Below are 19,763 nucleotides of genomic sequence, written 5' to 3' on the forward strand. Positions count from 1 at the left end.
CTTAACCCGCAATCGCTTCTATTAAACTTTGTTCTAATAAACCCAGTTCCTGTAACTGACCTTGCATCGACAATGCAAGTACCGCCATACGCACGGCGATCCCATTGGTCACCTGATTCAAAATCACCGCCTGTGGACCATCTGCAATGCTTGAATCAATTTCAACCCCACGGTTCATCGGTCCCGGATGCATCACGATACAATCAGGTTTCGCCATGGCAAGACGCTCTTGATTTAAACCATACATTTTGTAGAATTCAGCTTGAGATGCCAGTGCGGGCGAATCAATACGCTCATTTTGAATACGTAAGGTAATGATCACATCACAGCCTTTAATCCCTGCTTGCATATCATTAAACAGACGCACATCTTCGCCATATTCAGCGAAGCCATAAGGCAGCAAGGTGTTTGGCGCAATCACACGTATGTCTTTGCATCCCAAGGTTTGTAGTGCAGCAACATCAGAACGGGCTACACGTGAATGCTTGATATCTCCAATGATGGCAATACTCATGTCTTCAAATTTCTTGTTGGTCTCACGGCGAATGGTGAGCATATCAAGCATCGCTTGCGTCGGATGTGCATGACGCCCATCACCTGCATTGATAATCGCGACATTTGGACAAACCGTTTGTGCAATAAAATGTGCAGCACCTGAAGATGAGTGTCGAACAACGAATATGTCCGCCGCCATAGCTTCTAAATTCCACAAAGTATCTCTTAAGGTTTCGCCTTTTGAAGTACTTGAGCGTGCGATATCAATATTAAGGACATTTGCAGAAAGACGCTTCGCCGCTGCTTCAAAAGTGGTACGGGTACGGGTTGAGTTTTCAAAGAAGAGATTCATCACCGTACGACCTTCAAGTAACGGCGTCGTGATCAGTTGGTTTTGATCGTTAAAAAATGAGTTGGCTGTATCTAATATTTTTGTCAGCGTTTCTTTGGAGAGACCTTCAATGGTCAGAAAATGTTTTAAGTTACCATCTCGATTGAGTTGAATCTGGCTCGGGGTGTGCAATGCCGCCAAGTGCATGAGAGATTCCTTATACGTTAAGTCAACGTATTATACAGAGATTCATTGCTATTGGCAGTCTTCAACTTCATTGATTGATCTAATATCAGTCACATTCAAACCTTTATTGTATTTAATTATTATTAATTTTCAAATACTTAAATTAAACAAATTTCATTAATCTATTCAGTGACGCTTTATCCCTTGATACAGCCGCTGTACGATCATGGTTCCATAGCGCATTTAAGGGCACATCTGTCATTGTATGATGCAGATTATTTGCAAATGAAAAGCTTGGCATCGTACTCATGATGAGAATAATGAATAGTCTTTTTAAATACTGAAGTGAAATCATCTAATTACCTATTTGCCTATTGTGCTATTGCTTTTGTTCTTCTGATATTTAATGTGATTCATCTAAGGACGTCTGCTCAGTGTTTTACGTTATCTCATAAAAAATTCTATGATTTGAGCTTATTGAGTAAATATTGATTTTTACTCTACATAATCACTAAGCATAAAAATGCGACCAACTCATCTGTAGTGCAATGAGCATTAACAACATTCCCATAACGATATTAAACACTCGCATACGAGTGCCGTGATTTAAAAACACCGCTAACTTTTGACCTGCATAGCCCCAAATCAATAAGGATAAATAGCAAACCACAAAGTAAATGAGAATAAACAAAACAAATAAAATACGTTATGTGATGCTGAAAATAAAGCAGTACCAGAGACTGCTGCAATCCATGCTTTAGGATTCAACCATTGCAACAAAGCACCTTGCATAAATGTTGGGGCTTTGGGTAATGTAAGCTGATCCGTCTGAATTGATTCCCCTTTGGCTCGGGCAATATTCCAGCCCATCCCGACCAATAAAGCTGTACCCAGGACAGTGATTAGATTCAGTAAAATCGGATAGAGTGAAATAACTTGGTATAAACCAAAACAGACTGCTGCCAATAATGCAGTAAAGCCAATCGTGGCACCTGAAATAAATGCAAAAGTCTGCTTCAGACCATAATTCATACTACTGCTCAGAATCGTAATATTCACAGGTCCAGGCGATATAGACATGGATAAAGAAAAAGTGAACATTGAAAAAATTAAACTGAACATCGTTATAGCCTCGAATATTGTTATATCTTTGAATCATTATTTTTCTTAAATAGTGACCTATTGTATTTTTTCAAGGATATAACAATGTGAAAGCTATATAGCTCAGCATCATGCGTTGCTAAGGGCAAAACTAATCACACATCCAATATAGGTCATGATTCTCTGTTAAAAATACATGACATCAATCACACGACTTGTCACACGATATAATCGTGCATATAAAAGCGTAGTAGTAGAAAATTTATCATTTGACTGTTGGATAGTCACATTTCCCCACATATTATTTCCACCCCATTGTTTTGATTCAATAAAAAAACCAACCTGTTTCCGCAATATTCGTAATATTTAGCATCAACAATTGAATGAAGAATAAATAATGATACTTTAAGGGTCGCATTGTTCTAATTTCAAAAGCTTTGATCGTTAAAATACGTTAAAATACGCGATTGCTAAAATTGTCTTTGGAAAATGTTCATGAATTCGAAACCACGTCTTTCTACATATTGGGTCACCTGTGCAGATGGGCTTGAAACCTTACTTCAAGAAGAAGTTGAAGCTTTAGGTGTTCAAAACATCGAACGGTTCCCTGGACGTTTAGTTTTCAAAGGCACACTCGAAAATGCGTACCGCGTTTGTATGTGGTCACGTTTAGCTTCTCGCGTTCTCACCCCTATTCATACCCATGAAATTGAGTTCAGTCATGACGCACGTGACGTCGCTGAAGAATTGTATGAAGGTGCAAATAGCTTTGACTGGTCATTAATTTTTGCGCCTCAAAGTACCTTTGCTGTTCGTCTTCATATTGAACGTGAAATTAAAGTCAATAGTTTGTTTGCTACCCTTCGCGTGAAAGATGGTGTGGTCGACTCATTCATGGAAGCTGTAGGTAAACGCCCAAGCATCGATATTAAACAACCTGAAATCACGCTCTATGTGCTTGCAGGTAAAACAGAACATACCTACTGCCTAGATTTGTCTGGTGATTCTTTACATAAACGTGGCTATCGTCACTATATGACTGATGCACCGATCAAAGAGAACTTGGCAGCAGCGATTTTGCGCCGTATAAAATTACAAGACGCTCGCCCAGATATTATTCTTGATCCAATGTGTGGTTCAGGCACATTCATCATTGAATCTCTCATGATGCTGACCGATCGTGCGCCAGGTTTGGTGCGTCGTTTCGGTTTCAATGGTTGGAATGGTCATGACCATGAACTTTGGATGGCGATTAAAGGTGAAGCAGCTGAACGTCATAAAGTAGCGCTCGAGCAACCTCTTCCACGATTCTATGCTTATGATGCAGATTGGGAAGCGGTTAAAGCCACCAAAGAGAATATTAAAGCGGCTGGATTTAGCAGTATTTTAGATCAAATTCAGATTGAAGAACGTACCCTTGCAGATTGGCCAGATTTTCAAGCGGAAGGTAAAACTGCGATTGTGGTGACCAATCCTCCCTATGGCGAGCGTTTAGGTGACAAAGTTTCTAGTCGTGCATTTTATTTAGGTTTATCAGGTTTGCTGCAAAAGCATTTCCCGAATCAAACTGCAGCCGTTATTGCCGCTCAAATTGAACAGGCCGATGTACTTGCGATTTTAGAGCCGCAAACCTTACGTTTGATGAATGGTAAATTGCCAATTTACATCCGCTCAGGTGAGATTAAAGCGGCGCCTGTATCGAAACCTTTCTTGGCAGATTGGCAGCCACAACAATTTGAAAAAATTGAAGGTGCTGAAGACTTTACCAATCGTTTGCAAAAAAACATGCAAAACTTGAAAAAGTGGGCCGTTAAAGAAAATATTTACTGCTTACGTGTTTATGATGCTGACTTGCCTGACTTTAATGTGGCTGTAGACTTATATGGCGATCGTTTACACGTTCAAGAATATGCGCCGCCTAAAATCATTGATCCTGAAAAAGCCAAAAAACGTTTTAACTTGGCCTTGCAAGCGATCCGTTCTGTGACAGGTTTGGGTCGTGATGCAATCTTTATTAAGACTCGTGCGCGTCAAGAAGGTAAAACCCAGTACACCAAGCAAAGTACGGCGTCTAAACGTTTTATCGTGCAAGAAGGCAAAGCCAAAATTTTGGTGAACTTAACAGATTACCTAGACACAGGCTTGTTCTTAGATCACCGTCAAATGCGTCTACGTATTGCAGCTGAGGCCAAAGGTAAGCATTTCTTAAACTTGTATAGCTACACGTCTACGGCAAGCCTACATGCTGCTTTAGGTGGCGCGGCAAGTACCACCAGTGTGGATTTATCCAATACTTACCTGAACTGGTCAAAAGAAAACTATGTGTTGAACGGCTTGACCGTCGATCATCCAGATCAGCAGCATCAATTCTTCTCAAGTGACTGTTTCGAATGGTTAAAAGAAGGTCATGAGCAATATGACTTGATTTTTATCGATCCACCAACATTCTCAAATTCTAAAAAATTCCATGGTACTTTTGATATTCAACGTGACCATTTGTCTTTGCTTAAACGTGCAATGAACCGTTTGACCACGGGTGGTACGCTGTACTTCTCGAATAACTACCGTGGGTTTGAATTGGACGATGAAATTAAAGCCTTTTATGACATTGAAGAATTGACCAGTGAAACCATTGGACCTGACTTTAAGCGTAATACACGAATTCACCGTTCTTGGAAAATTAAGCATCTAGAGGCTTAATTTAAAAATTTCAAAGCAATAATAAAAGACGCTCGTTAAAAATGAGCGTCTTTTAGCATGTGCAGTGTGGATGTCTTTCATTTATTTGATATGGCTTCCGATCTGCACATTTTTATTGCTATATTCTAAGGTATAGCTCACATTTGAAGGCTTCGCGGGCACATATTCATGCTTTTCAACACGCATCAGTGTCTCTGGATCTGTCTTTCTTTTAATTTCATAGTCCGATGCGGCATTCGCTTCGAGTAACTCTTTTTTAATCTGTTTGGCATTCACTTGAGCTAATTTTTGCTGTGCTTGATGTTGCTGCTCTAGATTAAGCTCTAGTCCACTTTTAACTTGGCTAATCACCTCTGGTGTGACTTTTTGCAACCGATCAGTTTGTTCGGATAAAGTAGCGTCATCAAGGCTTTGATTGGCATAAGAAAATCTATTGATCAGCATAAGAACAGACAGCATTATAAGACTTTTGCAATGTTTTTTTCTTGTTAATGGTTGTTTATCATCCATGAGCAACACCTCAGTTTCTTTTAATGATGTCTAAAAATTAGCAAGTCACGTGATGAAGTTCAATCAGATAAATCACTTTCAGATAATAGGTCAACCCAACCTCATTTTTTTTTGGATATTTTATTCAATGCTTTCACTTTATTTAGCTTAGCCGCTGTCATTTTTACAGGTGTGCTACATGAAAAAACCCAGCCGAAGCTGGGTCTTATCTCAGTAGGCTGCTGAATTAACTCAATTTCACTTTTTCAAAGCTGAGTTTTCCATCTCGGCTATCGACCACAATGGTATCGCCAGGCACGAAATCTCCTGCCAATATTTTTTGCGCCAAGCTGTTTTCAACTTGCTGCTGAATAGCGCGTTTCAAAGGACGCGCTCCATAGACAGGATCAAATCCAGCATCAATCAATTGGTCAAACGCGCCATCTTCTACCCTTAAACCAAGCTCACGCTCTGCCAAACGCTCACGTAGACGGTCCAATTGAATATCCGCAATACCGCGAATTTGAACTTTCTTAAGAGAATGGAACACCACCAGTTCATCAATACGGTTAATAAACTCTGGACGGAAATGTTCAGATACAGCATTCATCACCACAGCGCGTACATCTGCCTCACTTGCTGTATCACCCAGTTCACGCACATCGTTTGAACCCAAGTTTGAGGTCATTACAATCACGGTATTCTTAAAGTCAATGGTACGACCTTGTGAATCAGTCAGACGACCATCATCTAACACTTGCAGCAAAATGTTAAACACATCTGGATGCGCTTTTTCCACTTCGTCAAATAGCACCACACTATACGGCTTACGGCGTACAGCTTCTGTTAGCACCCCGCCTTCTTCGTAGCCCACATAGCCTGGAGGTGCACCCACCAAACGGCTGACTGAGTGCTTTTCCATAAATTCGGACATATCTATTCGAATCATGGCATCATCACTATCAAACAAAAAGTTCGCCAATGCTTTGGTCAGCTCGGTTTTACCTACCCCTGTAGGACCCAAGAATAAGAACGAACCACTTGGACGGTTGGGATCAGACAACCCTGCACGTGAACGGCGTACCGCATTGGACACGGCAATAACCGCTTCATCTTGCCCTACAACTCGGTTATGCAAGAACGACTCCATTTGAAGCAGCTTCTCACGCTCACCTTGTAGCATTTTCGACACAGGAATACCTGTCGATGCACTGACCACTTCAGCGATTTCATTTTCTGTGACTTTGGTTCGAATCAATTTTGGCTCTTCATTGACTTCAAGTACTTCTTCTTCGCTCAAGCGTTTTTGCAATTCTGGAATCACGCCATATTGCAAACGACTGGCTTCAGCCAAATCGCCTTCACGCTGGGCTTTTTCAAAGGCAGTACGTGCTTTATCCAGTTCCACTTGCGCTTGATTGGTACCTTCAACTAAGGTCTTTTCTGCGCGCCAAACTTCTTCTAGATCATTATATTCTTTTTGAACCTCTGCAATTTGACCTTCCAAATGCGTTACTTCAGCTTTGCTGACTGAATCGGCATCTTTTTTCACAGCTTCAAGTTGCATTTTAAGTTGAATCAAACGGCGATCTAAACGGTCCAGTGGCTCAGGTTTTGAGTCAATTTCCATTTTGATGCGTGATGCTGCTTCATCAATTAAATCAATGGCTTTATCGGGTAACTGACGGTCTGTAATATAACGATGTGACATTTTCGCAGCAGCAATAATTGCAGAATCCAAGATTTGAACACCATGATGGGTCGCGTACTTCTCTTTTAAACCCCGTAAAATGGCAATGGTATCTTCCACACTTGGCTCATCGACCAAGATTTTTTGGAAACGGCGCTCCAGTGCTGCATCTTTTTCAATGAACTGACGATACTCATCTAAAGTCGTTGCACCCACACAGCGTAACTCACCGCGAGCAAGTGCAGGTTTGAGCATATTTCCGGCATCCATTGCGCCATCACCCTTGCCTGCACCGACAAGCGTATGAAGCTCATCAATAAACAGGATGATTTCACCATCGTATTTTGCCAAATCTTTGAGTACTGCTTTTAAGCGCTCTTCAAACTCGCCACGATACTTAGCCCCTGCAAGCAAAGAACCCAGATCAAGGGACAACACACGTTTGCCTTTTAAGCTTTCAGGCACTTCACCATTGACAATACGCTGTGCCAAGCCCTCAACAATCGCTGTTTTACCCACCCCTGGCTCACCAATCAAGACGGGGTTATTTTTAGTACGGCGTGACAGCACTTGAATGGTACGGCGAATTTCTTCATCGCGACCAATCACAGGGTCAAGTTTGCCGTCAGCAGCCCGTGCGGTTAAATCCAAAGTATATTTATCGAGTGAATCTCGTTGATCTTCATGATTATTTGCCATGACTTGTTCACCACCTCGAATATTTTCGATTGCTTTACGCAGTTTGTCCGTTGTCACGCCTACTGCATTGAGTAATGTTTTGGTTGCACCAGTTTCAGCCAGCGCCAAGATGACCCAATCGGTCGATAAAAATTCATCTCCAGCCTTTTGCGCATAACTGTCAGCCAAATTTAAAGCACGCACTGCTTCAGGATTTAAATTAATGTCACCTGTCGGGTTGCTCAGCATTGCCGCATGATCTAAACCATGCTGTAACTTGGTTTTTAAATCAGGTAAATGTGCACCTGCTTGTTGCAGCAAACTTAAATTTGAGGGCTCTTTCAATAATGCCGATAAAATATGAATCCCTTCAATGGCGGTATGATCTTTGCCCATCGCTAAGGATTGGGCATCTGAAAGTGCTTGCTGTAGGCGGTTGGTAAATTTCTCGAATCGCATTTTTATTTTCCTCACAACAAATTTTGTACTTGGATAATAAATGGGAGCTGTTTATTTAATTTCAAGAAAAATATTTAAATTATTTTTTATTTTCAAAAACTTATTAAAATGATTGGAATATATCTTAGCGTTAAGATGTGTGCTTTGTAACGATATTTCAAGTTCTAATGCAATTAAATTTTAGAGTCATAAACCCCTTTATATAAGCTTCATTCAAAAGCTTTCATAAAGGCTCTATACATCTGTTGTACTCAATAGAATGATATCTGAATTAAGACTGGCTCAAGAAGAAAAAATTTAAATAAAAAAGGGTTAAATGACTTACTAAAATTTAATATTTCTTAAAGCATGATTTTATATCGTATGTATTTTGCTGTATGCAATACTTACGCATATACTGATCATGTAACAATCTTACTCGCTTCTCATTTATGCACAAGACATGTTATTTAGGAATAAGAACTATTATTTTTCCTTTCTTGAATAATTAGGCTATAGCTCATTCACGCATTTCTAGCCACGATTAAACTCAAACCATTTTTATCAAAAACTAGAAGAATTTATCTTTAATGCTTGATCATTCAGCCAGATGATTAAGGATAACCGCTAAACCTGCGTCTTCGTCAGAGAACTTTGCGAAACCGCGCTATAAGGCGCAACACTTTGCGTAATCCAAACATTCCCCCCAATAATTGCACCTTCACCAATCGTAATACGTCCCAATATAGTCGCACCTGCATAAATTACCACATTGTCTTCGACAATCGGATGACGCACATATTCCTTTTGCAAACGCCCTTCACCATCAACTTCAAAACGCTTCGCGCCCAACGTGACCGCTTGGTAGATTCGAACATTTTTTCCAATAATACAGGTTTCACCAATCACCACCCCTGTTCCATGATCAATAAAACAGCCTTGCCCAATTTGCGCGCCTGGATGAATATCAATTCCGGTGTTTGAATGGGATATTTCAGCCACAATACGTGCCAACAATAACAAATCTTTCTTGTAGAATTCATGTGCAATCCGATGATAGATAATCGCAGCAATTCCGGGATAGCACAACAACACTTCATCTACACTCCGTGCTGCTGGATCCCCTTGATAGGCTGCAATTACGTCGGTGTCTAAAGTTTTACGAATGAAGGGAAGCTGTGCTGCAAACTCATTAACAATGCTTTCTGCTAGAGCCGATATTTCATCGCTATTTTCAGAGCTTTTACGATTTTTGGAAACATAAGATAAATTTAATTTGACCTGTTCAAGGAGTGCATAAAGTGTTTTTTCAAGCGTATAGGCAATATAAAAGTTTTCACTTTGATGGCGTAAATCATGAGGACCTAAGCGCATTGGAAAAAGAATACCGCAAAGATCATTCAATATTTTTTTAATCTCCGTGCGTGAAGGCAATTCACGACCACCATCATCTTTCAGGTTATTTTGCTGTAACCGCCATTCATGACGGACACTTTGAAGTTCTTCAACGATTTTTTGAATATTCCACGCCATTCGATTCACCACAAATTTATAGTTATAAAACACATTCTATATTTTGAATGATTTACACAATTTGAATGTAAACCATTCCTTTGATTATCTAAATTGCTTATTTTAATCGTTTTTAATTAAAAATTCCCCTCATCATTTTCTACTTTTCACTTCTTATTTATGCGTATTCAACGCATTACCCAATTTAGTTCTTCCTTTTCTTGTATCAACATATTCTTGTATCAATAGAGTTATTCAAAATCCTTTGTGAATATTATTTGATTATGTCTGAATCAGATAAACAAAATACCCATATGGATATCTGTTTTTTGACTATGAATCTATTTTCAAATTTAGAATATATAAGTGAATTTTTATTAATTTGAAGAATAAAGATTAAATGTATATTAATAAAACTGAATATATATAGTGATTTTTTAAATCATCTATTTTAAGTGATGCATTGAGAACTGAGTCATTTAAAGACTCACTTATCTAAAGTCCATTTAAAATATTGAAATCTAATCAAGATTTAAGGCAAGATTATGAATAGTTTCGTCCAACAAGCTCAAATTAGTGCTGAACAAGTCCATGAAATTTTAGTCCAAGCAAAAAAGCTTGCTGAAGATCATTATTTGGAGTTTACAGGTACAGTGACACCACACAATGCTTGGCTACTCTTTCAGACTGAACAAGCTGTGATTGTTGATGTTAGAACATTGGAAGAGCGTAAGTTTGTCGGATTTATTGAAAATACCATTCATATTCCTTGGGCAACTGGAACCTCTTTAAATCGTAATCCACGCTTTGCAAAAGAACTCGAAAATAAAGTTGGAAAAGATAAAGTTGTTCTTCTGCTTTGCCGTAGTGGCAAACGTTCAGCTGCTGCTGCGAATGTTGCTTTTAATGCAGGTTTCGAATCGGTTTATAACATTGATCAAGGTTTTGAAGGTGATCTAGATGAGTACAACCATCGAGGTACATTTAATGGTTGGCGTTTTCATCATCTGCCTTGGATTCAAGAATAACCACTATAAATAAAAATTTAAATGATCTTGAAAACAAAAATCATATTTTTCTTTTTTACATTTTTTAAGCCTTGGTTAGCTGAGGAGAAGATCATTATTGTTCCAATAACAGTTTAATTTTTTTTGCAACAATAACCCAATACGGACGTTTTGATTTACAAATATTTGAACCTATATCTCAAAACATTCAGATTGAAATATTTATACCTTAATCGCTGAACAAGCGCTTAAGAAATAGTGAAAATAAAGGATTTCCATGGCTAAAAATCAAGAAATTGCTCGTCAAGCACTGAGTGACCAGGCAGCTCGCCAACTCGCCAATGCAACCAAGACGGTTCCACAGCTTGCCACCATAACCCCTCGTTGGCTGACACATTTGCTTCAATGGACCCCCGTTGAAGCAGGTATCTACCGTGTGAATAAAGTCAGTAATACCGATGATATTCAAGTGGCATGTACGCAACGTGATGAAGCAACGCTTCCTCAAACCTTCGTGGATTACGAGGTTAATCCAAGAGAATATTTTTTAAATGGCGTTTCAACAGTTCTCGATATTCATACTCGTGTTTCTGATTTGTATAGCAGCCCACATGATCAAATCAAAGAACAGTTACGTCTGACCATTGAAACCATTAAAGAACGTCAAGAAAGTGAACTGATCAATAATCCTGAATATGGATTATTGGCCAGTGTGGCAGATGAACAGCGCATTTCAACATTGACTGGTGCACCAACGCCTGATGACTTGGATGACCTGCTTAGAAAAGTATGGAAAGAACCTGGTTTTTTCTTGGCGCATCCTGATGCAATTGCTGCATTTGGTCGTGAATGTACACGTCGTGGTGTTCCCCCCCCTACTGTCAGTTTATTTGGTTCTCAGTTCATTACATGGCGCGGTATTCCCCTCATTCCATCGAATAAAATTCCTGTGGAAGGTGGTAAAACCAAAATCATTCTTTTACGTGTCGGTGAAAAACGTCAAGGCATCGTCGGCTTATTTCAACCTGGTTTAGCAGGCGAACAAGCACCTGGACTTTCCGTGCGCTTCATGGGGATTAACCATAATGCAATTTCATCATATTTAATCTCATTATATTGCTCACTCGCTGTATTAACAGACGATGCTTTGGCTGTTTTAGACGATGTAGAGGTTGATAAATACCATGACTATCCAACAAACTACAAATAATTCACCTTTGTCTTCAACGCCCAGTCTAGATGTGAACAGCGTACCGTCACATTCAGGCTTGGATGAAGCTACTTTGACCCGTTTGGCAGCAGAATTTTTTTCTGCTTTGCCTAATCAAACCGCTCAAGGCTTAAATTTCGATTTACCGAATGAACCCATTACACATCCACCCCAGCCTAAAGATCCATTTTTAGGCTTGTCCGGGCGCATTCCAAGTATTGCTCATCAGCAACAGTTAAATCCTGATTTTAATCAGCAATACGTCAATCCGATTTCAGATCATCCTGAAAGACGTATTGCTTCTTCATTACCCATTATTGGTGGTGCTCATCAGCCAGATCCATTTTCTGCTGTTTCACCTGTGCAGAACTTAGCTCAAAGTAATTTAACTCAAAGTAACAATGGTATAGAAAATAGCCCAGCAAGAAGTCCAAGCAATCCTTCAAACCATTCCCAAGCTGCTGAATGGACTTCTGAACAATCACCTTTTTATTTCTTGAACCTTGGATCCTCAGAATCTACATCAATTCCTGTTGATCCATTCATACATAGCAATCGTCAAAATAAAAATCCCTTTGCATTTGGTGATTTTCATATTATTGAAGATCAACGTATCCAATCAGCATCAGTGGATAAAAATGAAAAACCACATTCAACAGCATCTGGTTTTTACTTTTTGAATGATCCTTTTGTTGAAAGTGCTTATGCAGCACCTAAACATACGGCTCAAATTCCATTTCCTCACCAATCGTATCAACCTATTGATATTCATCGTATCCGCAAGGATTTTCCAATTTTAGATGAACGTATCAATGGTAAACCTTTGGTGTGGTTTGATAATGCAGCAACCACACATAAACCTTTGGCAGTGATTGAGCGAATTGGTCATTTTTATCAACATGAAAATTCAAATATTCATCGTGCAGCGCATGAATTGGCTGCACGAGCGACTGATGCCTATGAACATGCACGAAATGTGGTGGCAAGATTTATTGGTGCGCCATCTGCATCGAACATCATTTTTGTGCGTGGTACGACTGAAGGGATTAATCTGATTGCTAAATCTTGGGGCAAACAGAATATTCAAGCTGGGGATGAAATTATTGTCTCACACTTGGAGCATCACGCTAATATTGTTCCTTGGTTCCAATTGAGTCAGGAAACTGGTGCAAAATTACGTGTGATCCCAGTTGATGATACGGGTCAAATCAAAATTGAGGAGTTTATTAAATTACTCAATCCTAAAACTAAATTGGTTTCAATCACCCAAGTTTCTAATGCATTAGGTACGATTACACCCACTGAAGAAATCATTGCCTTAGCACATGCAGCAGGTGTACGCGTATTGATTGATGGTGCTCAATCCGTTTCTCATATGCCAACCAATGTGAGTGCCTTGGATGCAGACTTCTTTGTCTTCTCAGGTCATAAAGTCTTTGGGCCAACTGGTATTGGCGCTGTTTATGCGAAAGCTGAATTACTTGAGTCTATGCCTGTTTGGGAAGGCGGCGGTAATATGATCGAAGATGTAACCTTTGAAAATGTCACTTATCAACCAGCTCCAAATAAGTTTGAAGCTGGAACAGGAAATATTGCGGATGCTGTAGGGCTTGGTGCAGCACTTGAATATGTAGAAAATATTGGCATTCACAATATTGCACGTTATGAACATGATTTATTAGATTATGGTCAGAATGCCTTGAGTGGTGTTTCAGGATTACGTTTGATTGGAACAGCTGTAAACAAAGCCAGTGTAATGTCATTTACTTTAGAAGGTTATGAAACTGAAGAAGTGGGTAAAATTCTGAACCAGTATGGTATTGCGGTTCGCACAGGTCATCATTGTGCGCAGCCTATTTTACGACGCTTTGGTGTTGAACGAACTGTACGTCCTTCACTTGCGTTCTATAACACGTACGAAGAAATAGATTCATTGATCTCTGTATTACATCAATTGCGTAGAGTTAAGCCACTGAGATCAGCTCGAAACTAAAAAACTTTAGTTATCCAAAAATTGTACTGAGAATGAAATGTCATTGAATATGGCATTTCATTCATTTTTAATTATTATTTTAATCCAAACATTTTTTGCCTTACTCTCATTGTAAAAATTTTAGCACTCATCTGCTTAAACAAATCACCGACTTTTGATCACCGATCTTTTTCACAAAGGGGTTTAATTGTTCTTTGTTTGAAATTGTTTTTATTTGAAAAAGTAGTGCGGGTTAAAACCAATACTGAAAGAGAACTAATTTAGTTAATGCGCATGGTCCTAAAAATTTAAATCTCAAAATAAAATAGAATATTTATCAGAAGTTTTTAAAGTTTTACTACTTTTCTTTAATTTCAGTGACTTCAATTATAATGACTTGAACCTTAGTGAATTTAATTTTATTGACTTTAAATTTCAAAAAAACTATTGATCAAATTAGGATTATTCAACCGAAATAACCATTCAATACACAGAAAATTCGTATTGGGGAATATAAAAACAGATTGAGTAGTGATCAACTTAATATCCTATTAATATTTTATTTTGTTATGCGCCTTTCAATGTCAAACATAAAAAGGCAACTCTAAGTTGCCTTGAAAAAGTCATGCTCATTTATTCAGCTTCAACAATCTCAAAATCGTGGGTGATTTCAACACCACCATCCGATAACATTTTGCTGGCCGAGCAATATTTTTCAGCAGAAAGCTCAACCGCTTTAGCGACTTGCTTTTCTTTTACTGATTTACCTGTGACTACAAAATGTAAATGAATTTTAGTGAACACCGCAGGAACTGTGTCAGCGCGATCAGCTTTGAGCTGACAAATCACACCCGTCACATCTTGGCGCGATTTCTTTAAAATAGTCACAATATCAAAGGACGCACACCCCCCAAGTCCCATTAATATCAGCTCCATGGGACGTGGTCCACGGTTCTCACCACCATAGGCTTCAGCACCATCCATGACAATCTGGTGACCGCTCTCTGATTTTGCTTCAAAAGCAACATTCTCTAACCAATGTACGCTGGTATGCATTGCAACTACCTAAAAAAAGCTATAAATTTACGAAGTACTGTACATTAGCATAAATAGAGATGATAAGGAATTTCATCTCTTCTGCGTCTATGTGAAACATTCATTTAGATCAGATGATCTAGTAATTATCCTAATCGGAATTTAAAAAGCATGACTTCTACTTTTTCACAACTGAGTACAGATGCTTTGTCACCAGGTCAACTACCTGAATCTGTCAAAGCTTTACTTAAGCGCGCCCACATCAATCGCTTCCCAAAACGCACACCTATTATTGATGCTGGCACGGAGTCGAAATCTCTGTATCTAATTTTAAAAGGGTCGGTATCGATTATTTTACGTGAAGATGATGACCGTGAAATTGTTGTTGCATATTTGAACCCTGGGGACTTTTTTGGCGAAATGGGATTATTTGAGACCAACCCACAACGTACTGCGGAAGTAAGAACTCGCGACGTTTGTGAGATTGCTGAAATCTCATATGCAAATTTCCACGAAGTAAGCAAACAATATCCTGATTTGAGCTACGCTGTGTTCGCTCAGCTGGTTCGCCGCCTGAAAAACACCACACGTAAAGTGACTGACTTAGCGTTCATTGATGTTTCAGGTCGTATTGCACGTTGTCTAATTGATCTGTCAGGTCAGCCTGAAGCAATGATCCTCCCGAATGGTCGTCAAATCCGTATTACGCGTCAAGAAATTGGTCGTATTGTGGGATGTTCACGTGAAATGGTCGGCCGTGTTCTAAAAACGCTTGAAGAGCAAGGCATGATCGAAACTGATGGTAAAGCCATTCTGATCTTTGATGTGTCATTAGATGCTGTAAATGCAGTGGAAGAAGACTCCACAACCAAAGATGACGAATAATCTTTACTAAAAGATGAGCAAAAGCAAATCTTCGGGTTTGTTTTTTTGCTTTTATTCTTTGTGTATAAGTTTTCTACTAATCGGCATGTACCCAAAAAGCCCAACTCCGTTACTATAGTCTCATGATTCACATCACAATATAAGAAGGATGCAGCCAGATGCAATTTAAGCCATTAGGACAGACAGGTATTTTGGTTCCAGAGATTTGCTTAGGTACGATGACGTTTGGTGAACAAAACACCCAAGCCCAAGCATTTGAGCAACTCGAATATGCTTTGGGTCGAGGATTAAATTTTTGGGACACCGCAGAGATGTATCCCGTTCCACCTAAACCTGAAACACAAGGGGCGACTGAGGCCATTTTAGGCAATTGGATTGCACAGCGCGGTCAGCGTGAAGAACTCTTTATCGCCTCTAAAATTGCAGGCCCTTCACAAGGCGGTAGTCATATTCGTGACGGTCAAACGCAATTTACAGTCACAGAGATCAGTTCAGCGATTGACGGTTCGCTTAAACGCTTACACAGCGATTATATCGACCTGTATCAGTTACATTGGCCACAGCGTCCAACCAACTACTTTGGACAACTCGGTTATGGTAATGCGCAGTCTAAAAAATCACAGAATGTCACCGCTTTAGAAGAAACACTTTCTGCCTTACATGATGAAATCAAGCGGGGTCGCATTCGCTATATTGGTTTATCCAATGAAACCCCGTGGGGCACCATGAAATTTTTACAGCTTGCAGAAAAGCTCGGACTGGAAAAATTTGTGTCTGTTCAAAATCCATATAACTTACTTAATCGTACCTATGAAATTGGCATGTCTGAAATTGCGCATTATGAAGGTGTCGGACTACTCGCTTACTCACCGCTTGCTTTTGGATATTTGAGTGGGAAATTTCGTGATGGTGCACGTCCTGCTGATGCGCGCGTTACACTGTATAGCCGTTTTAGCCGCTATAGCAACCCTGAAAGCGAATGGGCAACCGAGCAATATGCATTATTGGCAGAAAAACATGGTCTAAGTTTAACGCAATTGTCTTTGGCATTTATCAAACAACAGTTCTTCGTGAGTTCTACTATTATTGGTGCAACCAATTTGGATCAACTTAAAGAAAATATTGATGCTTTCGAGGTCAACTTAACTGAAGATATTTTAAAAGAAATTGATGCGATTCATCAGCAACAACCCAATCCTGCACCTTAAAACAATTTAAAGCACAGCTTTAAATTGTTTTAAATAAATCGATATCCAGTTTAAAACTATGAGAAAAAAAAGGATACATATGCATCCTTTTTGATTTCTTAGACAATCTAAGCAACTTTAACAAGCCTTAACGCTGTTTATAAATCGCTTGTGCCGCCGGTAAATTTTTACGCATTGCTTCAATACGCTGACTATTTGATGGATGCGTAGACAAGAATGCTGAACCACCACCGCCTTCTTGTTTATTCATTTTTTGCCATAATGTAATTGCCGCCTGAGGATCATAACCAGAACGCGCCATCAACATTAAACCACCTTGGTCAGCACGACTTTCCAAATTACGTGAATACGGCAAGCCAATACCAATTTGGCTACCGAGCTGCGCAGCAGCTGAACCCAATTGTCCAACATTACTGCCCGCATAGCTTAGACCTACGTTTAGAGCCAAATCTGTCAATGCTTGCGCACCGATCTTGCTTTTTGCATGCTCTTCTAACGCATGCACCATTTCATGCCCCATGATCGCTGCGATTTCAGCATCGGTTAGACCCAGTTTGGTCACAATACCCGTATAGAATACAACCTTACCACCTGGTGCAACATATGCGTTTACCGTGTCTGCCTTAAGCACTGCAAGCTGCCAATTGAACTTAGTGCCTGTTTGGTTCATCAAATCGGCTTGCGGCTTCAGACGATTAAATACAGTATTAATACGCTTATATGTTGAAGATGATGTATCTAGAGTACCTTTGCTTTTTGCTTCTTGAACCGTTTTGTTAAAACCGTCAGATGCCACGACATTGAGAGACGCTGTATCAGCCCCCGCTAGGCTTGCAACTGTTGAGCAACCTGTCACTGTTAACATACTCGTTGCACACAGCGTAAGAAGTAGTTTGTTTTTCATTATATTTTCTCCACTACACAAGAATCAGATTATTTATTCAAATGGATTATATTCAATTGATTTCACAGATGAAATCTCAATTTAGATTATTTCATAGGAATTATGTAATTCGTTAAATTTTTAAAAATTGTACTGCCAGCCAGTACAGTAAGCACAGCACACTCAAGACAAAATAGAAATGCGCAATCGGTTCAATTTTCTGCTCAATATTTTCACTTTTTCTTTTATAAAATAAATAGCCATTTTGGATCAAGATCAAAGGCACTAAAATACAAGCAATGATCACAGACAGCCCAATTAAAGCCTGATAAATCAAAGCAGGATCACTGGTTTGCTCTTTGATAATAATCATCGCGATGGTGGGTGCCCCACCCATGGCAAAAAGTGATGAATAAAAAATGGTATTTGAAATATTTTTTTGCATCCGCTGCATCATCTCTTTCATTTTTGTTTCTGATCTATTCTATTGTAGCAAGTCCTTATGCAGATCAGCATGATGATCCTTGCAACTTTAGTCTGTGCTTCATTTTTTTAAAGCAAAAAAAGCCCCGCATAAAGCGAGGCTTTTATATTCGTTACCGAGTGATTAATTAAGCATCGAATGGGTGACGCAGTACAATCGTTTCTGCACGGTCAGGACCCGTCGAAATAATATCGATTGGACATTCAATCAACTGTTCAATACGTTTTACATAGGCAATCGCATTAGCAGGTAATTGAGCAACGTCCGTTGCACCCACAGTCGACTCAGACCAACCTGGCATCGATTCATAAATTGGTTTTAAAGATTCGAATGCAAGCGCATCAGAAGAACCTACACAACCCGAATCTGCTGCTTCATAACCCACACAGATTTTTACTTCTTCTAAACCATCAAGCACATCAAGTTTAGTTAAGCAAATACCAGAAAGTGAGTTTACATCTACAGAGCGACGTAAAATTTCAGCATCGAACCAACCACAACGACGTTGACGACCAGTTGATGCACCAAACTCATGACCGATCGTACCCAAATGCTTACCAATTTGGTCGCCAGTATCATTTGCAGCATCATAAATCAATTCTGTTGGGAATGGACCTGCACCGACACGTGTCGTGTACGCTTTGGTAATACCCAATACATAGTCAAGGTGCAATGGACCTAAACCTGAACCCGAGCTTACGCCGCCAGCAGTTGTGTTTGAAGAAGTTACATACGGATATGTACCATGGTCAACATCAAGGAGTGAACCTTGCGCGCCTTCAAACATGATGTTGTCACCGTTTTTACGGAAATTATGCAATTCAGTTGTTACATCAATCACCAGTGGTGCAACCACTTCGCGCCATTGATCACACAGTGCAAGCACATCATCCAAATTCACCGCTTCTACACCGTAGAATTGAGTCAATTGGAAGTTATGGTATTCAAGAAGCTCAGTTAACTGTGCTTTAAGATGCTCACCACCACGAACCAAGTCAGCAATGCGAATCGCGCGACGTGCCACTTTATCTTCGTAAGCAGGACCAATACCACGACCTGTTGTACCAATTTTCGCGTTACCACGTTTGATTTCGCGTGCTTGGTCAAGCGCAATGTGGTTTGGAAGAATCAGTGGACAGTTTGGTGAAATACGAAGACGTTCTTTAACAGGTACGCCTTCCTTTTCAAGGATATCCATCTCTTTAATCAGCGCTTCAGGTGAAAGAACCACACCATTACCAATTAAGCACAATACGTTTTCACGTAAAATACCGGATGGAATGAGGTGTAATACAGTTTTCTTACCACCAACGACAAGTGTATGACCTGCGTTGTGTCCGCCTTGATAACGAACGACCGCAGCCGCTTGATCTGTGAGCAGGTCGACGATTTTACCTTTACCTTCGTCGCCCCATTGGGTACCGAGTACCACAACATTCTTGCCCATAATAGCCTCATT

At 39.7% G+C, this 19,763-nt stretch carries 15 protein-coding genes; 6 read left to right on the forward strand and 9 right to left on the reverse strand.

Annotated features, from left to right (window positions below; genetic code table 11):
- Position 1: 1 nt before the first annotated feature.
- Complete coding sequence (locus tag AMD27_RS10195; RefSeq protein ID WP_067659953.1) at positions 2-1,033, reverse strand: aspartate carbamoyltransferase catalytic subunit; 1,032 nt, start codon at positions 1,031-1,033, stop codon at positions 2-4.
- Positions 1,034-1,657: 624 nt separating this feature from the next.
- A complete protein-coding gene (locus tag AMD27_RS10200) occupies positions 1,658-2,134 on the reverse strand; it encodes a LysE family translocator (protein ID WP_228140653.1) in 477 nt (158 codons plus the stop codon).
- A 474-nt stretch (positions 2,135-2,608) separates the two neighbouring features.
- Here AMD27_RS10200 and rlmKL point away from each other — a divergent pair, with 474 nt between their 5' ends.
- The gene (rlmKL, locus tag AMD27_RS10205; RefSeq protein ID WP_067659956.1) at positions 2,609-4,813 is read left to right on the forward strand and encodes a bifunctional 23S rRNA (guanine(2069)-N(7))-methyltransferase RlmK/23S rRNA (guanine(2445)-N(2))-methyltransferase RlmL; all 2,205 of its coding nucleotides are present in this window, start codon (positions 2,609-2,611) and stop codon (positions 4,811-4,813) included.
- A gap of 81 nt (positions 4,814-4,894) precedes the next feature.
- Here rlmKL and AMD27_RS10210 read toward each other — a convergent pair whose 3' ends face one another.
- The 3 genes from AMD27_RS10210 to epsC all read right to left on the reverse strand — a co-directional run bounded on the left by AMD27_RS10210 (position 4,895) and on the right by epsC (position 9,641).
- On the reverse strand, positions 4,895-5,323 hold the full coding sequence (locus AMD27_RS10210) for a hypothetical protein (protein WP_067659960.1): 429 nt from the start codon (positions 5,321-5,323) through the stop codon (positions 4,895-4,897).
- Positions 5,324-5,549: 226 nt separating this feature from the next.
- Complete coding sequence (gene clpB / locus AMD27_RS10215) at positions 5,550-8,129, reverse strand: ATP-dependent chaperone ClpB (protein WP_067659962.1); 2,580 nt, start codon at positions 8,127-8,129, stop codon at positions 5,550-5,552.
- A 606-nt stretch (positions 8,130-8,735) separates the two neighbouring features.
- Complete coding sequence (gene epsC, locus AMD27_RS10220; RefSeq protein ID WP_067659963.1) at positions 8,736-9,641, reverse strand: serine O-acetyltransferase EpsC; 906 nt, start codon at positions 9,639-9,641, stop codon at positions 8,736-8,738.
- A gap of 524 nt (positions 9,642-10,165) precedes the next feature.
- Here epsC and AMD27_RS10225 point away from each other — a divergent pair.
- The 3 genes from AMD27_RS10225 (at position 10,166) to AMD27_RS10235 (ending at position 13,830) form a co-directional block, all read left to right on the forward strand.
- Positions 10,166-10,648 carry a rhodanese-like domain-containing protein gene (locus AMD27_RS10225; protein ID WP_067659966.1) on the forward strand — a complete coding sequence of 161 codons (483 nt, stop codon included), beginning with the start codon at positions 10,166-10,168 and terminating at the stop codon, positions 10,646-10,648.
- Between the two features lie 256 nt (positions 10,649-10,904).
- Positions 10,905-11,837 (forward strand): family 2A encapsulin nanocompartment shell protein, encoded by a 933-nt coding sequence (locus tag AMD27_RS10230; protein ID WP_067659971.1) that lies wholly within the window; start codon positions 10,905-10,907, stop codon positions 11,835-11,837.
- Positions 11,812-13,830: a family 2A encapsulin nanocompartment cargo protein cysteine desulfurase gene (locus AMD27_RS10235; RefSeq protein WP_067659973.1), complete on the forward strand. Its 2,019-nt coding sequence runs from the start codon at positions 11,812-11,814 to the stop codon at positions 13,828-13,830. The genes AMD27_RS10230 and AMD27_RS10235 overlap by 26 nt, the downstream gene beginning before the upstream one ends.
- A gap of 612 nt (positions 13,831-14,442) precedes the next feature.
- Here the strand turns inward: AMD27_RS10235 and AMD27_RS10240 are convergent.
- Positions 14,443-14,865, reverse strand: coding sequence for an OsmC family protein (locus AMD27_RS10240; RefSeq protein ID WP_067659976.1), 423 nt, complete (start codon positions 14,863-14,865; stop codon positions 14,443-14,445).
- Positions 14,866-15,015: 150 nt separating this feature from the next.
- Between AMD27_RS10240 and crp the strand changes: the two genes are divergently transcribed.
- Both crp and AMD27_RS10250 read left to right on the forward strand, forming a co-directional pair.
- Positions 15,016-15,729 (forward strand): cAMP-activated global transcriptional regulator CRP, encoded by a 714-nt coding sequence (crp, locus tag AMD27_RS10245; RefSeq protein WP_067659979.1) that lies wholly within the window; start codon positions 15,016-15,018, stop codon positions 15,727-15,729.
- A 158-nt stretch (positions 15,730-15,887) separates the two neighbouring features.
- Entirely contained in the window at positions 15,888-16,937 is a 1,050-nt protein-coding gene (locus tag AMD27_RS10250) for an NADP(H)-dependent aldo-keto reductase (protein ID WP_067659982.1), read from the forward strand.
- 127 nt (positions 16,938-17,064) lie between these two features.
- On the opposite strand, the gene AMD27_RS10255 is transcribed toward AMD27_RS10250, so the two are convergent.
- The 3 genes from AMD27_RS10255 to AMD27_RS10270 form a co-directional block, all read right to left on the reverse strand.
- Positions 17,065-17,841, reverse strand: a complete 777-nt coding sequence (locus tag AMD27_RS10255) for a M48 family metallopeptidase (RefSeq protein ID WP_067659984.1) — start codon at positions 17,839-17,841, stop codon at positions 17,065-17,067.
- 112 nt (positions 17,842-17,953) lie between these two features.
- On the reverse strand, positions 17,954-18,265 hold the full coding sequence (locus AMD27_RS10260; RefSeq protein ID WP_067659987.1) for a hypothetical protein: 312 nt from the start codon (positions 18,263-18,265) through the stop codon (positions 17,954-17,956).
- Positions 18,266-18,431: 166 nt separating this feature from the next.
- Positions 18,432-19,751 (reverse strand): adenylosuccinate synthase, encoded by a 1,320-nt coding sequence (locus tag AMD27_RS10270; protein WP_067659993.1) that lies wholly within the window; start codon positions 19,749-19,751, stop codon positions 18,432-18,434.
- Between the last annotated feature and the right edge of the window lie 12 nt (positions 19,752-19,763).

Origin of the sequence: Acinetobacter sp. TGL-Y2 (genome assembly GCF_001612555.1) — a bacterium.
In the GTDB taxonomy this organism is placed as follows: Bacteria; Pseudomonadota; Gammaproteobacteria; order Pseudomonadales; family Moraxellaceae; genus Acinetobacter.